Raw genomic sequence first — 16,577 nt, forward strand, 5'->3', positions numbered from 1 at the left:
ATTCCGGCATCAAGCCGGATGCATCACAGCGTGACGGAGGGGGGAGAAAGCTGGAGTTGCATGGATCGCATGATAACGAAGACCGCCGGATCAAGCAGGCGCGGTGACACGCCTTTGCCAGGGCCGCTCAAACACCTGCCTGACAAAGGCATACAGGGCCCATAGCAGCAGCAAGGGGATCACCAGCGTCTGCAGCACAAAAATCACGATGAGCCGGATGATGTGTTCGGTGGCCTGCTCGGCTGCGCGCTTGAGGGTCTCCACGTGTTTCGTCACGTCGCCGTTTTTGGCCAGCCAGTCTTTCAGCGTCTCGACCATGCCGCGGTTGTCGGGCGCCGCGGCGACGGCCGGGTTGAGCTTGTCGGTCTGGCCTGCGGTGCGGTCGATGAGCTGCTGGCTGGAGACGTAATCAGCCGCCAGGAATTTTTGCCACAGCAAGTCGCTGCCCAGGGTGACCACGGGAATCGCAAAACGCAGCATCAGCAATATCACCAGCAGGCGCGACAGCCATGCAGGCACCTGCGGCTGGCGCATGTAGCACCACCACCAGCCCAATGCGGCAGCGCTCAGCGCCAGTGACACGGGCCAGTAGCTGCCGATGCTGATCAGCGCTTTCTGGATGCCGAAGGCCACGCTGGCGGCCAGCATCAGATGCGAAAACTGCTCGACCAGGTCGTTGACGGGATCGAGGATCTGCCCCGGCGCGAAGGTCACGCCCACGCCGAAAGGCTGCACCGACGCCTCGGTGCCCTGCGCGACGGAGATCACGGCATTGAGCAGCCGCGCGGTCGCAAAGCTCACCAGTGCCCGCTTGAGGCCCGCATCGACCTGCTGCATGGCCGGTGCGTCCAGCGGCGCCAGCCAGGCGCAGGCTGTGAATGCCGCCATGGTGAACGCCACGAGGGCTCTTCGTACAAGCGGCATGGCAACAGGCAAAGCGATGGACATGGATCTCCCGCAAATATGAATAAGAGACTTGCTGCCGCGGTGCAGTAAGCGCCGCGGGTGAGGAGCATCTTGCCAGAAAGGCATGCCGCCGCCGGCTTGGGCTGTTTTAAGCATGTGATGGATGCGGGCCAGCCGGACGTGCCATTGGCCCTGAACGCTGTTTGCTATCAATTCAGGAGCTACCAGCCCATGTATTTATTGGGCTAAAGGCCAATTTGACTCATAAAAAAAAGGACCTCAACGAGGTCCTTTTATCAGTGATGTCGCCAGCGTCTTAGCGGCCCTTGCGGCCGCCGGGCTTGCCGCCTGCGCCCTGCGCCAGCGGCGGCAGGCCGGTGTGGCGGGTCAGCAAGCGGCCCTTGACCACCGGCGAGGCTTTCACTGTGGTGGCCGTGCCGGTCGAGTTCTTGCGCCGCGCGCTGGTGTAGCTGCCGTCGGTCACTGGCTGGAAGGTCGGGATCAAATGGTGTTTGCCGTTGCCGATCAGGTCGGCGCGGCCCATGGCTTTGAGGGCCTCGCGCAGCACCGGCCAGTTATTGGGGTCGTGGTAGCGCAGGAAGGCCTTGTGCAGGCGGCGGCGGCGCTCGCCGCGCACGATGTCCACCGTCTCGCTGTCGCGCGTGATCTTGCGCAGCGGGTTCTTGTTGGTGTGGTACATCGTCGTGGCCGTGGCCATCGGGCTGGGGTAAAACGTTTGCACCTGGTCGGCGCGGAAGCCGTTTTTCTTGAGCCAGATGGCCAGGTTCATCATGTCTTCGTCGCTGGTGCCGGGGTGGGCGGCGATGAAGTACGGAATCAAAAACTGCTTCTTGCCGGCTTCAAGCGAGTACTTGTCGAACATCTGCTTGAACTTGTCATAGCTGCCGATGCCGGGCTTCATCATCTTGGTGAGCGGGCCCTGCTCGGTGTGCTCGGGCGCGATCTTGAGGTAGCCGCCGACGTGGTGCGAGACGAGCTCTTTCACGTACTCGGGGCTCTGCACGGCCAGGTCGTAACGCAGGCCGGAGCTGATGAGGATCTTCTTCACGCCCTTCAACGCCCGCGCGCGGCGGTACATCTTGATGAGCGGGTTGTGGTCGGTGTTGAGGTTGGAGCAGATGCCCGGGTACACGCAGCTCGGCTTGCGGCAGGCGGCCTCGATCTCGGGCGACTTGCAGCCGATGCGGTACATGTTGGCGGTGGGGCCGCCCAAGTCCGAAATCGCGCCGGTAAAACCCTTGACGGTGTCGCGGATCGCCTCGATCTCGCGGATCACTGAGTCCTCGGAGCGGCTCTGGATGATGCGGCCTTCATGCTCGGTGATGGAGCAGAAGGTGCAGCCGCCGAAGCAGCCGCGCATGATGTTGACGCTGAAGCGGATCATCTCCCACGCCGGGATTTTGGTGGCGCCGTCATGGCTGCCGTTTTCGTCGGCGTAGCGCGGATGTGGGGAGCGTGCGTAAGGCAGGTCGAACACGTAGTCCATCTCGGCCGTGGTCAGCGGGATGGGCGGCGGCGTGATCCACACGTCGCGCGCCGTGGCGCCTTCGCCGTGGGCCTGCACCAGGGCACGGGCGTTGCCGGGGTTGGTCTCAAGATGCAGCACGCGATTGGCGTGGGCGTAGAGCACGGCGTCGCTCTTGACCTGCTCGTAAGACGGCAGGCGGATGACGGAGCGGTCGCGCGGCGGGACTTTGATCTTGCCCTGCGCGGTGTGCACGGTGGACGGCAGGTTGGGGTTGGCGACAAACGTCAGCGGCTTGATGGCCGGGTTGGCCGCGGCAGGCCTGACTGCCTTGGCGACTACCGGCGAGCCTTTCGCTTCAGCCTCAACAGCCACTTCAGCGGCTTCGTCTTCGCGCGCGCAGGTTGCGCCCTGCTCGCGCGCCTGGTCAGAAATCATCAAATACGGATTGACGTGCGCCTCAACCCGGCCCGGTGTGTCGACGCTGGTGGAGTCGATCTCGAACCAGCCCTTGGCGGTTTCGTCGCCGGTGCGGCGGATAAAGGCGGTGCCGCGCACGTCGGTGATGTTGGCCACGGGCTCTTTAGCCGCCAGGCGGTGGGCGATTTCGACAATCGCGCGCTCGGCATTGCCATACAGCAGCAGGTCACATTTCGAATCGACCACCACGCTGCGGCGCACTTTGTCGGACCAGTAGTCGTAATGCGCGATGCGGCGCAGCGAGCCTTCAATGCCGCCCAGGATGATGGGCACGTCTTTGTAGGCCTCGCGGCAGCGCTGTGAATACACCAGCGCCGCACGGTCGGGGCGTTTGCCGCCGACGTCGCCGGGGGTGTAGGCATCGTCGCTGCGGATTTTGTGGTCAGCCGTGTAGCGGTTGATCATCGAGTCCATGTTGCCGGCGGTGACGCCGAAGAACAGGTTGGGCTTGCCCAGCACGCGGAAGGGGTCGGCGCTTTGCCAGTCAGGCTGCGCGATGATGCCGACGCGAAAGCCCTGGGCCTCCAGCATGCGGCCGATGACGGCCATGCCGAAACTCGGGTGGTCGACATAGGCGTCGCCGGTGACGACGATGATGTCGCAGCTGTCCCAGCCGAGCGCATCCATTTCGGCCCGGCTGGTGGGCAAAAATTTGGCCGTACCGAAGCGGGCCGCCCAGTACTTGCGGTAACTGGTGAGCGGCTTGGCGGCGCGCGTAAAAAAGGAGACGTCGACGGGGGCGTTCATAGGTGTGCGGGTAACACTCGATTGTAAGGTTTACCCTGAGTTTTGCCTCTTTATTCGGCATTTAAGCCCTACAAACCCCTCTCAATGCACGATTGGGGTGTTTAAAGTGGCCTCATGACCACGAATGGCCCCGAATTGACCTGCCCCTTCCCTCCAATATCCCCATGACGCCTTTCACCGCCGCCCTGCTCGCCGACGCGATCCTGGTGCTGCATGTCGCCATCGTCGCCTTTGCCGTGCTCGGCCAATTGCTGTTTATGGCCGGTGGTTGGCGCGGCTGGGCCTGGGTGCGGATGGCGTGGGTCAGGCTCGCGCACCTGGCGCTGATCGGCTTTGTAGTCGCGCAAAGCTGGCTGGGCGAAATTTGCCCCCTCACGATTTGGGAGCAGGCCCTGCGGTTGCGGGCTGGGCAAACCAGTTATGGCGGCTCGTTCATCGAGCACTGGCTGTCTCGGCTGATTTTCTTCAACGCGCCGGCCTGGGTGTTTATCGTGGCCTACACCGCGTTCGGTGTGCTGGTGCTGCTGAGCTGGTGGTGGTGGCCGCCGCACTGCAAGCGCACCCGAACCCGCTGAACTCAGCCGTGCAGTTCGCGGCTGTCCGGGGGCGCCTCGTCGCGCTCGTTCAGGCCGTAGTCGCGCAGCACATGGGCCACGCGCAGGCGGTAATCCTCAAACACACCGCCGCGGCCGCGGCTTTGCGCCTTGCGGTGGGATTCGAGCCGGCGCCATTCGAGCACGGCAGCCTCGTCCCTGAAGAAGGACAGCGAGAGCAGTTTGGCCGGATTGCTCAGGCTTTGAAACCGCTCGATGGAGATAAAGCCGTCGATCTTTTCCAGTTGGGGCTTGAGCGCCGCGGCGATGTCAAGGTAGGTTTGTTTGTGGCCTTCGGCAGGCTGCACTTCAAAAATGATGGCGATCATGGCAGGCTCTTCTTTTCGTGATGATGGCGGTACTTGGGATGGTGGCATCAATCCACAAACACCGGAATCCGGGCATTCATGGAGGGCCGGTACTGCCAGCTGAAGGATGAAGCGGCCTGCAGGCGACCAGACACCAGCAAGGTCTTGACCGCCGCCGCAGCAATTTGGCAAGCCAGCGCCTGACCCGGGCACTGGTGCGCACCGCGGCCAAAGCCGGGCACGTCCCGGTCCGGGCGGTCCAGCAGGAATTCGTCCGGCCTGGCATTGCACAACGGGTCGCGCCCTGCCGCGGCGAGCACCAGCAACACCACATCGCCCGGCTGCAGCGAAACACCCGCCACCTGCGTGGCCTCGGCCACAAAGCGGCGCGTGTTGTGGATGGACGGGTCGAAGCGGCTGACTTCATTGACCATCTGGAGCAGCTTGCCGGGCTCGCGGCGCATCGCGTCCAGCAAGGCCGGTTGCGTTGCCAGGGCCACGATGCTGTTGCCGATCAAGCCCGCGGTCGCTTCGTACGTCTGCGACAGCAAGCCGACTGCATTGGCCAACAAGGCGCGTGCGTCGCGCCAACCCACTTGCGACGCTTCATACTGCAACCGTGCCAGCGCGCTGCCGGGATGAGCGTTGGCATCCCGCACCAGCTCGGCAAACCTCGCCAGCAAGGCCGAAGCCGCATCGGCAGACGCCGCCAGTTGCGCCGCTGTGCTGACGGGCGACAGGCAGGCCACAAAGTCACCCATCCAGCGCGCGACCTGGGGCAGCTCATCTTCGGCAAAACCCAGCATGTCGGCCACGGCCATTACGGGCACTTCAAATGCCCAGCGCGAAAGCGCGGACCCGTGCAGCGGACCCTGCCCCGCCTGTGTTGCGGCCAAAACTTCAGTGCGGGCTTTAACGCGGCCCAGATCCACACCGGCCAGAAAGCGCTGCAAGGCCAGCTTGGGCGCATCGTGCCGCAGGCCCTCGTTCATGCGCACCAGGTGGCCAAACACCTCACCGGCGGCCGAACCCACGATGGCAGCAGGCACCGGCTCGGCGGCAGGGCGCACATGGCAGGCCGGGTTGCCGAGCACCGCTTTCACACTGGCAGCGCTGCCGGCGATCCACAGCTTGCGCGGCGCGTCAAACACCAGCGCAGGGCCTGCGACCAGCGATGCGTAATACGGGTAGGGATTGCGGTGGGCGGATGCCGCAAGAATGTGTTCGGGGGCCGTTTCAGGTTTTGCGTGAGGCGTCATGAATGCCATTTTTGCGGAAACAGCGCGCTGGATGCTTCGCTCCCGGCCGAAGTGTGCGGGCCTGGCCCGGAGCATCATTCACAATGAAATAGGCTTCCAGCCCAATCACCACCTCGGCTAACAGCTATCAAATCAATAGCAGATCAATAGCAGATCAATAGCAAATCCATTTTCAACTCGTAGCCGCCCGTTCGCGCGCCGCCAGCACCTGGCCCCGGCAATCACCAAACCCGATGCGCCGAAAGCCGCTGCGCTCGCACGAGGCGCGCAGGATGACCGCGTCGCCGTCTTCCAGGAATGTGCGCGTTTCGCCGTTGGCCAGCGTCAGCGTGTGCTTGCCGCCCAGGCTCAGCTCCAGCAACGAGCCGGCCTGCTCCGGCTTGGGGCCTGACAGGGTGCCCGTGCCCAGCAAATCGCCGGGCTGCAGGTTGCAGCCGTTGACGGTGTGGTGCGTGAGCATTTGCGCGACGGTCCAGTAGGCGTCCAGAAAATTCGATTGCGACAGGCGCTCGGGGCCCTGGCCTGCATCACGCATGGCCTGCGTTTCCAGCCAGACTTCCAGCGCCACGCCGATACAGCCCTGCCGGCGGTTGGCCGGCGAATCAAGATACGGCAAAGGCTGCGGGTCGCTTTCAGGGTGGGCAAACGGCGCACGAAACGGCGCCAAAGCCTCCATGGTCACGATCCACGGCGAGATGGTGCTGGCGAAGTTCTTGGCGAGGAAGGGGCCCAGCGGCTGGTATTCCCAGGCCTGCACATCGCGCGCCGACCAGTCGTTGAGCAGCACCATGCCAAAAGCGTGCGCTTCGGCCTCGTCCATGGAGATCGGCTCGCCCAATGCATTGCCCTGCCCCACCAACACGCCCAACTCCAGCTCGTAGTCCAGCCGGTGGCTGGGCCGCAAGAGCGGGATCTCTTCGTTCGGACCCTTGGTCTGGCCCAGCGGGCGGTGAAAGGCCTGGCCGCTCACGCCGATCGACGAGGCCCGGCCGTGGTAACCGATGGGCACCCACTTGTAGTTGGGCAGCAGCGGCGCGTCGGGGCGAAACAGCTTGCCGACGGTGGTGGCATGGTGGATGCCGGTGTAGAAGTCGGTGTAGTCGCCGATGCGGCACGGCAGGTGCAGGGTGACCGCATCCTGCGGCGCCAAGAAGCCTGACCACTCAGCCTGCTTTGCGCTGCCTTCAGCCAGTCCCTGAGAGATGGCGGCCCGCAGCGCGCTGAGCGCCGCCGGGCTTTGCCCCATCAACGCGTTCATGTCGCCGGTATCGATCAGCCCTGCCGCGCGCAAATCCAGCACCTGGTCGCCAATCGCCACACCGATCTTGCGCGCGCCTTGCGGCCCGTCGCTGTAGGTGCCAAACGGCAGGTTTTGAATGGGAAAGTCGGTGCCGGCCTCATTGGCCGAAGCGACCCAGCTGCGCAGTTGCGGGTCGTGGGTGGCGTTGAGTAATTCGTTCATGCGCATCAGCCTTTGAATTGGTCTTTGAGCCCGGCCCAGCAGTTGCTGTAGCCGGCGTCCAGCGCCCCGCCCTCCAGCGCATAGGCCGTCGGGATAAAGCGGTAACGGCTTTCAAACATGAAGGCCAGCGTGTTGTCCAGCTTGTGCGGCGCCAGCGGGGCTGTACTGGCTTTCTCGAAGGCCTCGGTGTCGGGGCCGTGCGGCACCATGCAGTTGTGCAGCGATGCGCCGCCGGGCTTGAAGCCCTCGGGCTTGGCGTCGTACTGGCCGTAGACCAGGCCCATGAATTCGCTCATGAGGTTGCGGTGGTACCAAGGCGGGCGAAAGGTGTTCTCGGCCACCAGCCAGCGCGGCGGGAAGATCACAAAATCGCAGTTGGCCGTGCCCGGCGTATCCGACGGCGAGGTCAGCACGGTAAAGATCGACGGGTCCGGATGGTCGTAGCTGATGGAGCCTATCGTCATGAAGTTGGCGGTGTCGTATTTGTAGGGCACCAGGTTGCCGTGCCAGGCGACCACGTTAAAGGGGCTGGCCGGTTGCACGGCAGACCACAGGCGGCCGCCGAATTTCTTGATGATTTCAAAACCGCCTTCGGGCGCCGGCGTGGTGTCGAACGCTGCCGTGGGCGCGAGGAAGTCGCGGGCATTGGCCAGGCCGTTGGAGCCGATGGGGCCGAGCTCCGGCAGGCGAAAGTGCGCACCGTAGTTTTCGCAGAGGTAGCCGCGCGACGCACCGTCCGGCAAGGCCACGCTGAAAGCCATGCCGCGCGGCACCACGGCCACTTCACCAGGCTTCACATCCAGGATGCCCAGCTCGGTCGTCAGCACGACACAGCCCTGCTGCGGCACCAGCAGCATCTCGCCGTCGGCATTGACCAACGCACGCCGCTGCATCGAACGGTTGGCGACATACATGTGCGCGGCCATGCCGGTTTGCGCCTCGGCGTCGCCATTGGCCGCCACCGTGCGGATGCCGTCCACAAAATCCAGCGGCTCTGCGGGGATGGAGAACGGGTTCCAGCGCAGCGGGTCAGGCGGCGTGAGGCTGCCGCCTGCCGCGCCCGTCGTCCACTGCGGCTGTGCGTACAGCGTGTAGCCGCCCGTCACCACAGAGGGCTGGCGGCGGTACATCCAGGTTCGGCGGTTCTCGGCGCGCGGCGCGGTAAAGGCGGTGCCCGAGATCAGTTCGGTGTACAGGTCATGCGGCGCGCGCTGCGGGCTGTTGCGGCCTTCGGGCAAGGCGCCGGGGACGGCTTCGCTGGCAAATTCATTGCCGAAGCCGGACTGGTAGCGCAGGGTGTTGGTGGAGGTGTTGGTGGTCATGGAGTTTCTCCCGGGTCTCAAATGTGCGGTTCGGTTCAATCGGTTTCAGTCAGAGGCGCAATGTCTTCGCTGTCACCACTGCCATTACTGTCATTACTCGCCGGCCTCGCCGGCTTCCTCGCCAGGCTCGATGCCACCGGCCCTGGCTTGCTCGATCAGGCGGTCAAAAAAATCGCTGAGCTGTGTGCGCTCGGCCGCGCTCAGCACGCCAAAAATATCCTGGTTGCGCTGGCCCACCACCTCCATGGTGCGCTGCCACGCCTTCTTGCCCTTGGGGGTGAGCGTCAGCACCACGCCGCGCCCGTCCGTCTTGCTGGCGGCCTTGACCACCAGGCCCTGGTCGACCAGCGACTGCGCGGCGCGGCTGGCCTGGCCTTTGTTGAGGTTGGCTTTTTGCGCCAGGTCGTTCACCGACAGCGGCGCGAAGGTGCCCACCGCCGTGAGGCAACGGCCGTCGCTCATCGACATCCCCGCCCCGGACACATAAGCGCGCTGGCTTTCGATGTCGGTCAGCTTGTGCAGCAGGTGCAGCCGGTAGGTCAGGGTTCTGTCGAGCTTGATCATGTCGGTCTTGCCTTCATCCGGTCCGTGGACCGGCTTGTTGTTCAGTCGGTGGCCGGCGCGTCAATCCAGCTTGATGCCGCTGTCCTTGATCACCTGCGCCCATTTTTCGCGTTCAGCCTTGGCGTAGCTGGCCATCTGGGCCGGCGTGCTGGGCGTGGGCTCCAGGCCCAGCACCTGAAAGCGCGCCTTCACCGGCGTGGAATTGAGCGCCTCCACCAGCGATTTGTTCAGTTTAGCGACCACGTCGGCGGGCGTTCCGGCGGGCGCGGCAAGGCCTTGCCAGGCATAGGCCTCAAAACCCTTGAGTCCCTGCTCGTCCAGCGTCGGGATGGTCTCGAAATTTTTCACACGCTGCGGGCTGGCGATGCCGATGGCGCGCAGGCGGCCGGCATTGATAAAGGCCATGCCGCTGGCGGTGTCGACAAACATGAAGGGCAACTGGCCGCCGGCCACGTCCTGCACCGCGGGCGCTGCGCCGCGGTAAGGCACGTGCACCAGGGGCAGGCCCGTCTTGCCGCGAAACAGCTCGGTCGCCAGGTGGTGCGGGCTGCCGGCGCCGGGCGTGGCGTAGCTGACGCCGGCCTTCTGCGTTTTGGCCCAGGCCATGAACTCGGCCAGGTTCTTCGCAGGCACGGCCGGGTGAACCACCAGGATCATCGGAAAGCGCGCCAGCAGGCCGATGGGGGCCAGGTCTTTTTCAGCGCTGTAGCCCAGCTTGCTGTACAGCGCCGGGTTGGCGGCCAGCGTGGCGGTGTCGCCGGTCAGCAAGGTGTAGCCGTCGGCTTTGGCACGGGCCACGTACTCGGCGCCGATGTTGGTGGCGGCGCCCGGCTTGTTGTTGATGACGAGGGGCTGGCCCAGGGCCTTGCCCATGGTTTCGGTCAACGCACGGGCCACCACGTCGGAGCCGCCGCCTGCCGGATAAGGCACGACCCATTCAATCGGCCTGGCGGGGTAGGTTTGGGCCGAGGCAGTGGCTGCTGCAAAAGCCAGCAGGCCCAGAGTGCGGCGCAGGAAAACGGGAAGGCGTTGCATGGTGTCTCCGGAATGTTGTGAAAGGAACATAAAAAATCAGGTGTTCGCCAGGCGCTCGGCCTGTGCGATCAGCGCCAGTGCCTGGCTGCCATCGGCCTGTTTGCTCAGCAGCGCGAGCGCCAGCGTGGCCAGGAACAAAGGCGCTTTGGCCTCGCCGACGCGGGCCGTCGCCTCGGCCAGCGCGGTGTAGGTCTGGTCCAGGTGGCTTGCGGGCGCGGCCGTTGTGGGTGTGGTCATGGGTTTCTCCTGAACATCAAGATGGGCGGGCCGGGCTGGCGGCAAGCGCCTGGCGATAGGGCTTGAGGGCCGCAGCAATGTCTGCGGCCGCGGCGTTCGTCCAGCGGCCCAGCAGGTAACCGTCAGGCCTGACCAGAAAGGCCGAACCGTCGACGGCGCCGTAACGCGCACGGGCCTGGCCCAGCGCATCGACCCACGCGTTGGCAGCCGGTTCGCCTTCGCCGCAAACGCAGATCACCTTGACTGCCGCCGGGCGCTGCCCGCCCGTCGTTGCCAGTGCCGCAATGTCTTGCGGCAAGCCGGCCTGCCCTGCAAAGTACAGCACCACAAAACCTTCACCAAAGCAGGCAGTGAGATGCACATCGCCCTGCGTGGTGCGCAGCAAGGCCTCGGGCGCCGGCATGCCGGCGCGTGCACCGCCTTCAAAAACACTTTCGTGCGCTGCCAGGTTGAGCGGCGAGCCCGCATAGTCGACAGGCGTGGACTGGCGCGGGTTGAGCAGCGAATTGACGGCGGCATCTTCGGTCGCCAGGCGCAGCGCGGCCTCTCGCAGCAGCTTGAAGCCGTAATTGGGCGGCGCCATGAACTCCGTGCTCTTGGCGCCGTAAACGATGTTTTCGCGCGTGGCCTGTACGCGCTCGATGGAGTAGCTGTCGAGCAAGCCATCGCGTGCCCGCCCCTGCTGCACCAGCGCCAGCTTCCAGGCCAGGTTGCCGGCGTCGTCCAGGCCCGAATTAAGCCCGCGCACGCCAAAAATCGGCACGAGGTGGGCGGCATCGCCGGCGAACAGCACGCGCCCGTGGCGGTAGCTGGGCAAGGTGAGGCACTTGGCGTTGTAGATCGAGATCCACAGCGGCTCCCAGGGCTCGTTCTCGCCGATCATCGACAGGTGGCTTTGCACACGCGGCAGCACGTTTTCGGGCTTGACGGCCTCCACCGGGTCCTCGTCGTCGCGGATCTGGTAGTCGATGCGCCAGACATCATCAGGCTGGCGGTGCATCAGGATGGTGGAGCCGGGATTGGACGGCGGATCGAACCAGGCCAGGCGCTCTACCGCACGGCGGGTTTTCTGCGCCACGTCAACAATCACATAACGGCCTTCGTATTGCGTGCCTTCGAGTTGCAGGCCCAGTTGCTCCCGCACGGTGCTGCGGCCGCCGTCGCAAGCCACCACCCAGTCGGCCTGCACCGTGTGTGTACGGCCTTGCGCTTCGATGTGCACCTCTGCGCCATCAGCGGCCGGCCGCACCGCCGTGACCTTGCTGGACCAGCGCACATCCACCAGGCCGCCCTGGGCCAGCGCCGCCTTGTGCGCAAATTCCTCGGCATAAAACTGCTGGATGTTGACCATGGGCGCAAAGCGCTGCGTCGGCTCGCTGGGCATCTGGAAGTGCAGCACTTCGCGGTCGCGAAAGTAGCTGCGCCCGCCCACCCACGAGAGGCCTTTGTCGACCAGCGGCTTGTCGGCGCCCACCCAGCTGAAGATCTCCTGCGAGCGGCGCGACATGCAGATCGCCCGGCTGCCGGCGCAATAACCGCCGTCGGCCTCCACCACCAGGCTGGCGATGCCGTGGCGCGCCAGCAGCGCCGCCAGCGTCATGCCGACCGGGCCGCCGCCGGCAATCAGTACCGGCACCCGGCGGGGCCAGCCTGCGGAATCAGGGGAATGGGGTTGGGTCACGATGCGCTGGTCCCGGTTGATTGATGGTTGCGCTCGCAACTATAAATCAATCAGGTTGCGCCCGCAACCATTTACGGGACGGCCTCCGGGACCCGGATATCCCGGGGGGCTCAGCCGCCTAGTTGCGCACCACCGTCATCTGGCCGCGCACCTCACCGGCCGGGTAGGCCGCGGTGTGGATGTTGGCGTACCAGCGGCCGGCCATCAAATCAGCGGCCTGCGCGGGCGTGAGCGTGGCGCTGCCGTCCATGGGGCTGCGAATCGGGCTGGCCCACCCCAGCGCCACACCGGCATTGGCGCCAATGGCCGCCGGGCCGTGAAAGTGGCCTGCCGTCGCAGGGCCGCTCAGGCGGGTGTAGTTGACCTTCCAGCGAAGCAGGTTGGTACTGGTATCAAACACTGCATCGACCGAGCCGCTGCCCGGGCTGGCGTTGGCCGGCACCTCGTTGGCGCCGCGCAGCTGCGTGGTCAATGCCACCAGGGTGGACTGCTTGTTCATCACACCGCAGCCGGTGACGGCGGCAGCGGCCACAACCATGGCGGCAAGGGAGATGCGGGTGGCGATGCGGCGTGACAGCATGGAGGGTCTCCTTGAAAAGTTGCAGCCGATTGTGCGTGGCCCGCCCCAGCGAGGCCCGTAGGACAAACCCCATGCGAACAGTCGGTTCCGGACGACGCCCCCCGCCCACCGCATGCCGACACCCCCTCATGCGCACGAGCCCGAAACTGCGGTGATAACCACCCTCGCAAGAAAGACACACCATGGCATCCCGCGTTTTATGGAAAGGCGCCATCAGCTTCGGCCTGGTGCACATCCCGGTGGCGCTGCATTCGGCCACGTCTGAAAGCGGCATCGACTTCGACTGGCTGGACAAGCGCAGCATGGACCCGGTGGGCTACAAGCGCATCAACAAACGCACCGGCAAAGAGATCACCAAGGAAAACATCGTCAAGGGCGTCGAGTACGAAGACGGCCAGTACGTGGTGTTGTCGGAAGAAGAGATCAAGTCGGCCTACCCCAAGACCACGCAGACCATCGAGATCGAAAGTTTTGTGCCCAACAGCGAGATCCCTTTTGTCTACCTGGAGCGCCCCTACTACATCGCGCCCATCAACAAGGGCCAGAAGGTGTACGCCCTGCTGCGCGACACCCTGCTGAAAACCCAGCGCGTCGGCATCGCCCGGGTGATCATCCAGACCAAGCAGCACCTGGCCGTGCTGGTGCCTTCGGGGCCCGCGCTGATATTGAACCTGCTGCGCTGGGGCGCCGACATCCGTTCGCTGGAAGAGTTGAACCTGCCGCCGGTGGGCGCCAAGGCCGCCGGCCTGACCGATAAGGAGCTCGCCATGGCCAAACAGCTGGTCGACGACATGACCGGCAAGTGGAAGCCCGATGATTTCACCGACTCGTTCAAGGACGACATCATGGCGCTGGTCAAGCGCAAGGCCAAGGAAGGCAAGCTGGAAAGCGTGGTACAGCCGGAGGAAGAAGAGACCGAGGGCCGCTCCAGCGCCAAGATCATCGACCTGACCGAATTGCTGCAGCGCAGCCTGCGCAAAGGCGGCGGCGATGCGCCCAAAGCCAAGCCGGCCGCCAAGACCAAGGCCTCGGCCAAAACGCCCGCACGCAAAAAGACCGCCGCGAAATCGGCCGCGCACGCGCCTGCCAAACGGCGCGCGGCCTGATCCCCGGCCACAGCCGCCGACGACATGGCCGCCCGCGACCTGCTGAAAGACTACCGGGCCAAGCGCGACTTCAAGCGCACACCCGAACCTGCGCACGGCGGCGCGCGCGCGGACAAGGCCCTCACCTTTGTCATCCAGAAGCACGACGCGCGCAACCTGCACTACGACTTCCGCCTCGAGCTGCAAGGCACGCTTAAAAGCTGGGCCGTTCCCAAGGGGCCCAGCCTGGACCCCAGCGTCAAACGCATGGGTGTGCACGTGGAAGACCACCCGCTTTCTTACGCCGCCTTTGAAGGCAGCATCCCGGCCAAACAGTACGGCGCGGGTGATGTGATCGTCTGGGACCGCGGATTGTGGACACCGCTGGGCGACCCGGTGAAAGGCCTCAAAAGCGGCAAGCTCAAGTTTGAGCTGCATGGCGAAAAGCTCAAAGGCGGCTGGACGCTGGTGCGCATGCACGGCCGCGGCGGCGACAGGCAGGAGCCCTGGCTGCTGATCAAGGAGCATGACGAACATGCGCGCAGCGAAAAAGAGTTTGATGTGCTCAAGGCGCTGCCCGACAGCGTGCTATCGGGCAATCCTCTACCTGGCAAAACCGGAAAAACCGGCAAGACACCGGCTAAAAAGACACAGAGCAAAGAGTCACGGGTCAAGGCGCCTGCCAAAAAAGCCGCCGATGACATTCCGGAAGGCGCCACCAAAGCCAAACTGCCCGAAACGCTGGCGCCGCAACTGGCCACACTGGTCACCCGCCCGCCCGCCGACCCCGAAGGCTGGGTCTATGAAATCAAGTACGACGGTTACCGGATGCTGGCGCGCATTGAAGGCCGCTCGGTGAAGCTCTTTACCCGCAACGGCAATGACTGGACGACGAAGCTGCCGAAACTGGCCAAGGCGGTGGCCGCGCTGGACTTGCCTTCCGGCTGGATAGACGGCGAGATTGTGGTGATGAACGAGCAGGGTGTCCCGGACTTCGGTGCGCTGCAAAACGCCTTTGACCGCGCCAGCACCGCCAACATTCTTTACTACGTGTTCGACCTGCCCTTCTTTGACGGCCTGGACCTGCGCGAGCTGCCGCTCACCCAGCGGCGCGAAGTGCTGTGCACGCTGGTCACCCGCCATCCGCAGGGCAGCATCCGCTTCAGCGACGCGTTTGACCAGGCGCCGCAAGACCTGCTCGACTCCGCCCGCCGCGTCGGGCTGGAGGGCGTGATCGGCAAGCGCGCCGACTCTGCCTACGTATCGCGCCGCTCACCCAACTGGATCAAGCTCAAGACGCAGCTGCGCCAGGAATTTGTGATTGGCGGCTACACGGCGCCCAAGGGCTCACGCACCGGCCTGGGCGCGCTGATGCTGGGCGTGCACGACGAGCACGGCAAGCTGCAGTACGCCGGCAATGTCGGCACCGGCTTTAACGACAAGACGCTGGACAGCCTGACGGCCCGGCTGCAAAAGCTTCATGCCGATCGCAGCCCGTTTGCAAAGCTGCCCGCCGGCGTCAAAGGCCAATGGGTCAAGCCGCGTTTGCTCGCCGAGGTGGCCTTCGGGGAATGGACCCACGGCGGGCTGATCCGCCACTCCGTGTTCCAGGGCTTGCGCACCGACAAACCCGCCACACACATCATTCGGGAGAAACCCGCCGCGCTTGCCGCCGGGAAAGGAGCCGCCATGCCTCTCGCCAAAAAGACCCCTGCCGCCAAACCGGCCGCAAAGACGGCCGCCAAACCCGTTCCTGCGGCGCTGAAATCCTTGCGCGTGACACACGCCGACCGCGTGATCGATGCCAGCACCGGCCTGACCAAACAGGACGTGGTCGAGCACTATGCCGGCGTTGCGGCGCTCATGCTGCCGCACCTCAAGGCCAGGCCGACCTCGCTGGTGCGCGCGCCGTCGGGCATCGCGGGCGAGTTGTTCTTCCAGAAGCATGCCGAGGCCACCTCCATCCCGGGCATCAAGCTGCTGGACCCGAAACTCGACCCGGGCCATGCACCGCTGCTGGAGATTCCCTCCGTCACCGCCCTGCTCTCGGCCACCCAGGTCAATGTGATCGAGTTCCACACCTGGAACGCCACCACCCGTTCCATCGACAAGCCCGACCGCATGACCTTTGACCTGGACCCGGGCGAAGGCGTGGGCTGGCCGCAGGTGCAGGAGGCCGCGCAGCTGGTGCGCGCCTTCCTGGACGAGCTGGGGCTGGCCAGCTTCCTGAAGACCAGCGGCGGCAAGGGCCTGCATGTGGTGGTGCCGCTCAAGCGCCAGTACGACTTCGACACGGTGAAGGACTTTTCGCATGCGGTGGTGATGCACCTGGCGGCGGTGATTCCCCAGCGCTTTGTGGCCAAAAGCGGCCCCAAAAACCGCGTGGGCAAAATTTTTGCGGACTACCTGCGCAACGGCTTCGGCGCCACCACGGTGGCGGCCTGGTCGCTGCGGGCCCGGCCCGGCATGGGTGTGTCGGTGCCGGTGGCCTGGGATGAGCTGCCTTCGCTCACCGGCGGCGCGCACTGGACGGCGCAGACACTCGGAGCGCGCCTGGCCGTCGGCAACCAGCCGTGGGACGCCTACGAAGCGTCCCGCAACAGCCTGGGCAGCGCGATGAAGCGCCTGGGCTTCAAGCCGCCGCGCGCGGGCACCACACGCAAGGCGTGAGGCCCGGGGCTACGGCCGCCGTCATCCCGCTCCTACAAAAGCAGTGCCCGCACCCCGACAGGCGGTTTGCGCGGGCGTGGCTACATTGAAGCTGCACTGCGGAACTCCAGGCTTCAGTTTCGCTTTCGCCAACGCGCTTCAGGAGAAGCCCTTCAGGAGAAC

14 protein-coding genes are annotated in these 16,577 nt (G+C 65.0%); 3 read left to right on the top strand and 11 right to left on the bottom strand.

Going from position 1 to position 16,577, the window contains the following annotated elements; genetic code table 11:
- Positions 1 to 90: 90 nt before the first annotated feature.
- Complete coding sequence (locus DT070_RS17775) at positions 91 to 888, bottom strand: hypothetical protein (RefSeq protein ID WP_228778453.1); 798 nt, start codon at positions 886 to 888, stop codon at positions 91 to 93.
- Positions 889 to 1,222: 334 nt separating this feature from the next.
- Positions 1,223 to 3,619, bottom strand: a complete 2,397-nt coding sequence (locus tag DT070_RS17780; RefSeq protein ID WP_122956596.1) for a YgiQ family radical SAM protein — start codon at positions 3,617 to 3,619, stop codon at positions 1,223 to 1,225.
- Between the two features lie 164 nt (positions 3,620 to 3,783).
- Between DT070_RS17780 and DT070_RS17785 the strand changes: the two genes are divergently transcribed.
- Positions 3,784 to 4,194 (top strand): DUF2784 domain-containing protein, encoded by a 411-nt coding sequence (locus tag DT070_RS17785; RefSeq protein ID WP_122956597.1) that lies wholly within the window; start codon positions 3,784 to 3,786, stop codon positions 4,192 to 4,194.
- Positions 4,195 to 4,196: 2 nt separating this feature from the next.
- On the opposite strand, the gene DT070_RS17790 is transcribed toward DT070_RS17785, so the two are convergent.
- The 9 genes from DT070_RS17790 to DT070_RS17830 all read right to left on the bottom strand — a co-directional run bounded on the left by DT070_RS17790 (position 4,197) and on the right by DT070_RS17830 (position 12,660).
- Positions 4,197 to 4,541, bottom strand: a complete 345-nt coding sequence (locus tag DT070_RS17790) for an antibiotic biosynthesis monooxygenase (RefSeq protein WP_122956598.1) — start codon at positions 4,539 to 4,541, stop codon at positions 4,197 to 4,199.
- 47 nt (positions 4,542 to 4,588) lie between these two features.
- On the bottom strand, positions 4,589 to 5,779 hold the full coding sequence (locus tag DT070_RS17795) for a cytochrome P450 (protein ID WP_164483777.1): 1,191 nt from the start codon (positions 5,777 to 5,779) through the stop codon (positions 4,589 to 4,591).
- Between the two features lie 172 nt (positions 5,780 to 5,951).
- Positions 5,952 to 7,241, bottom strand: a complete 1,290-nt coding sequence (gene fahA, locus DT070_RS17800) for a fumarylacetoacetase (RefSeq protein WP_122957476.1) — start codon at positions 7,239 to 7,241, stop codon at positions 5,952 to 5,954.
- Positions 7,242 to 7,246: 5 nt separating this feature from the next.
- Entirely contained in the window at positions 7,247 to 8,563 is a 1,317-nt protein-coding gene (gene hmgA / locus DT070_RS17805; RefSeq protein ID WP_122956600.1) for a homogentisate 1,2-dioxygenase, read from the bottom strand.
- Between the two features lie 93 nt (positions 8,564 to 8,656).
- Positions 8,657 to 9,127, bottom strand: coding sequence for a MarR family winged helix-turn-helix transcriptional regulator (locus DT070_RS17810; protein WP_122956601.1), 471 nt, complete (start codon positions 9,125 to 9,127; stop codon positions 8,657 to 8,659).
- Between the two features lie 60 nt (positions 9,128 to 9,187).
- Positions 9,188 to 10,162 (bottom strand): tripartite tricarboxylate transporter substrate binding protein, encoded by a 975-nt coding sequence (locus DT070_RS17815; protein WP_122956602.1) that lies wholly within the window; start codon positions 10,160 to 10,162, stop codon positions 9,188 to 9,190.
- Positions 10,163 to 10,198: 36 nt separating this feature from the next.
- Positions 10,199 to 10,399: a hypothetical protein gene (locus DT070_RS17820; RefSeq protein ID WP_122956603.1), complete on the bottom strand. Its 201-nt coding sequence runs from the start codon at positions 10,397 to 10,399 to the stop codon at positions 10,199 to 10,201.
- A gap of 16 nt (positions 10,400 to 10,415) precedes the next feature.
- Positions 10,416 to 12,080: an FAD-dependent oxidoreductase gene (locus tag DT070_RS17825; protein WP_194965902.1), complete on the bottom strand. Its 1,665-nt coding sequence runs from the start codon at positions 12,078 to 12,080 to the stop codon at positions 10,416 to 10,418.
- Between the two features lie 118 nt (positions 12,081 to 12,198).
- Positions 12,199 to 12,660 (bottom strand): CHRD domain-containing protein, encoded by a 462-nt coding sequence (locus DT070_RS17830; RefSeq protein WP_122956604.1) that lies wholly within the window; start codon positions 12,658 to 12,660, stop codon positions 12,199 to 12,201.
- Between the two features lie 182 nt (positions 12,661 to 12,842).
- Between DT070_RS17830 and DT070_RS17835 the strand changes: the two genes are divergently transcribed.
- Positions 12,843 to 13,766, top strand: a complete 924-nt coding sequence (locus tag DT070_RS17835) for a Ku protein (protein WP_122956605.1) — start codon at positions 12,843 to 12,845, stop codon at positions 13,764 to 13,766.
- A 24-nt stretch (positions 13,767 to 13,790) separates the two neighbouring features.
- On the top strand, positions 13,791 to 16,415 hold the full coding sequence (gene ligD, locus DT070_RS17840) for a DNA ligase D (RefSeq protein WP_122956606.1): 2,625 nt from the start codon (positions 13,791 to 13,793) through the stop codon (positions 16,413 to 16,415).
- Positions 16,416 to 16,577: the final 162 nt, after the last annotated feature.

The sequence above is a fragment of the Polaromonas sp. SP1 genome (genome assembly GCF_003711205.1).
Lineage (GTDB): Bacteria > Pseudomonadota > Gammaproteobacteria > Burkholderiales > Burkholderiaceae_C > Polaromonas.

Coding starts and splice junctions, on each gene's coding strand:
- hmgA (WP_122956600.1), bottom strand. CDS start 8,563: ATGACCACCAACACCTCCACCAACACCCTGCGCTACCAGTCCGGCTTC.
- DT070_RS17790 (WP_122956598.1), bottom strand. CDS start 4,541: ATGATCGCCATCATTTTTGAAGTGCAGCCTGCCGAAGGCCACAAACAA.
- fahA (WP_122957476.1), bottom strand. CDS start 7,241: ATGAACGAATTACTCAACGCCACCCACGACCCGCAACTGCGCAGCTGG.
- DT070_RS17780 (WP_122956596.1), bottom strand. CDS start 3,619: ATGAACGCCCCCGTCGACGTCTCCTTTTTTACGCGCGCCGCCAAGCCG.
- DT070_RS17830 (WP_122956604.1), bottom strand. CDS start 12,660: ATGCTGTCACGCCGCATCGCCACCCGCATCTCCCTTGCCGCCATGGTT.
- DT070_RS17775 (WP_228778453.1), bottom strand. CDS start 888: ATGGCGGCATTCACAGCCTGCGCCTGGCTGGCGCCGCTGGACGCACCG.
- DT070_RS17820 (WP_122956603.1), bottom strand. CDS start 10,399: ATGACCACACCCACAACGGCCGCGCCCGCAAGCCACCTGGACCAGACC.
- DT070_RS17785 (WP_122956597.1), top strand. CDS start 3,784: ATGACGCCTTTCACCGCCGCCCTGCTCGCCGACGCGATCCTGGTGCTG.
- ligD (WP_122956606.1), top strand. CDS start 13,791: ATGGCCGCCCGCGACCTGCTGAAAGACTACCGGGCCAAGCGCGACTTC.
- DT070_RS17810 (WP_122956601.1), bottom strand. CDS start 9,127: ATGATCAAGCTCGACAGAACCCTGACCTACCGGCTGCACCTGCTGCAC.
- DT070_RS17795 (WP_164483777.1), bottom strand. CDS start 5,779: ATGACGCCTCACGCAAAACCTGAAACGGCCCCCGAACACATTCTTGCG.
- DT070_RS17835 (WP_122956605.1), top strand. CDS start 12,843: ATGGCATCCCGCGTTTTATGGAAAGGCGCCATCAGCTTCGGCCTGGTG.
- DT070_RS17815 (WP_122956602.1), bottom strand. CDS start 10,162: ATGCAACGCCTTCCCGTTTTCCTGCGCCGCACTCTGGGCCTGCTGGCT.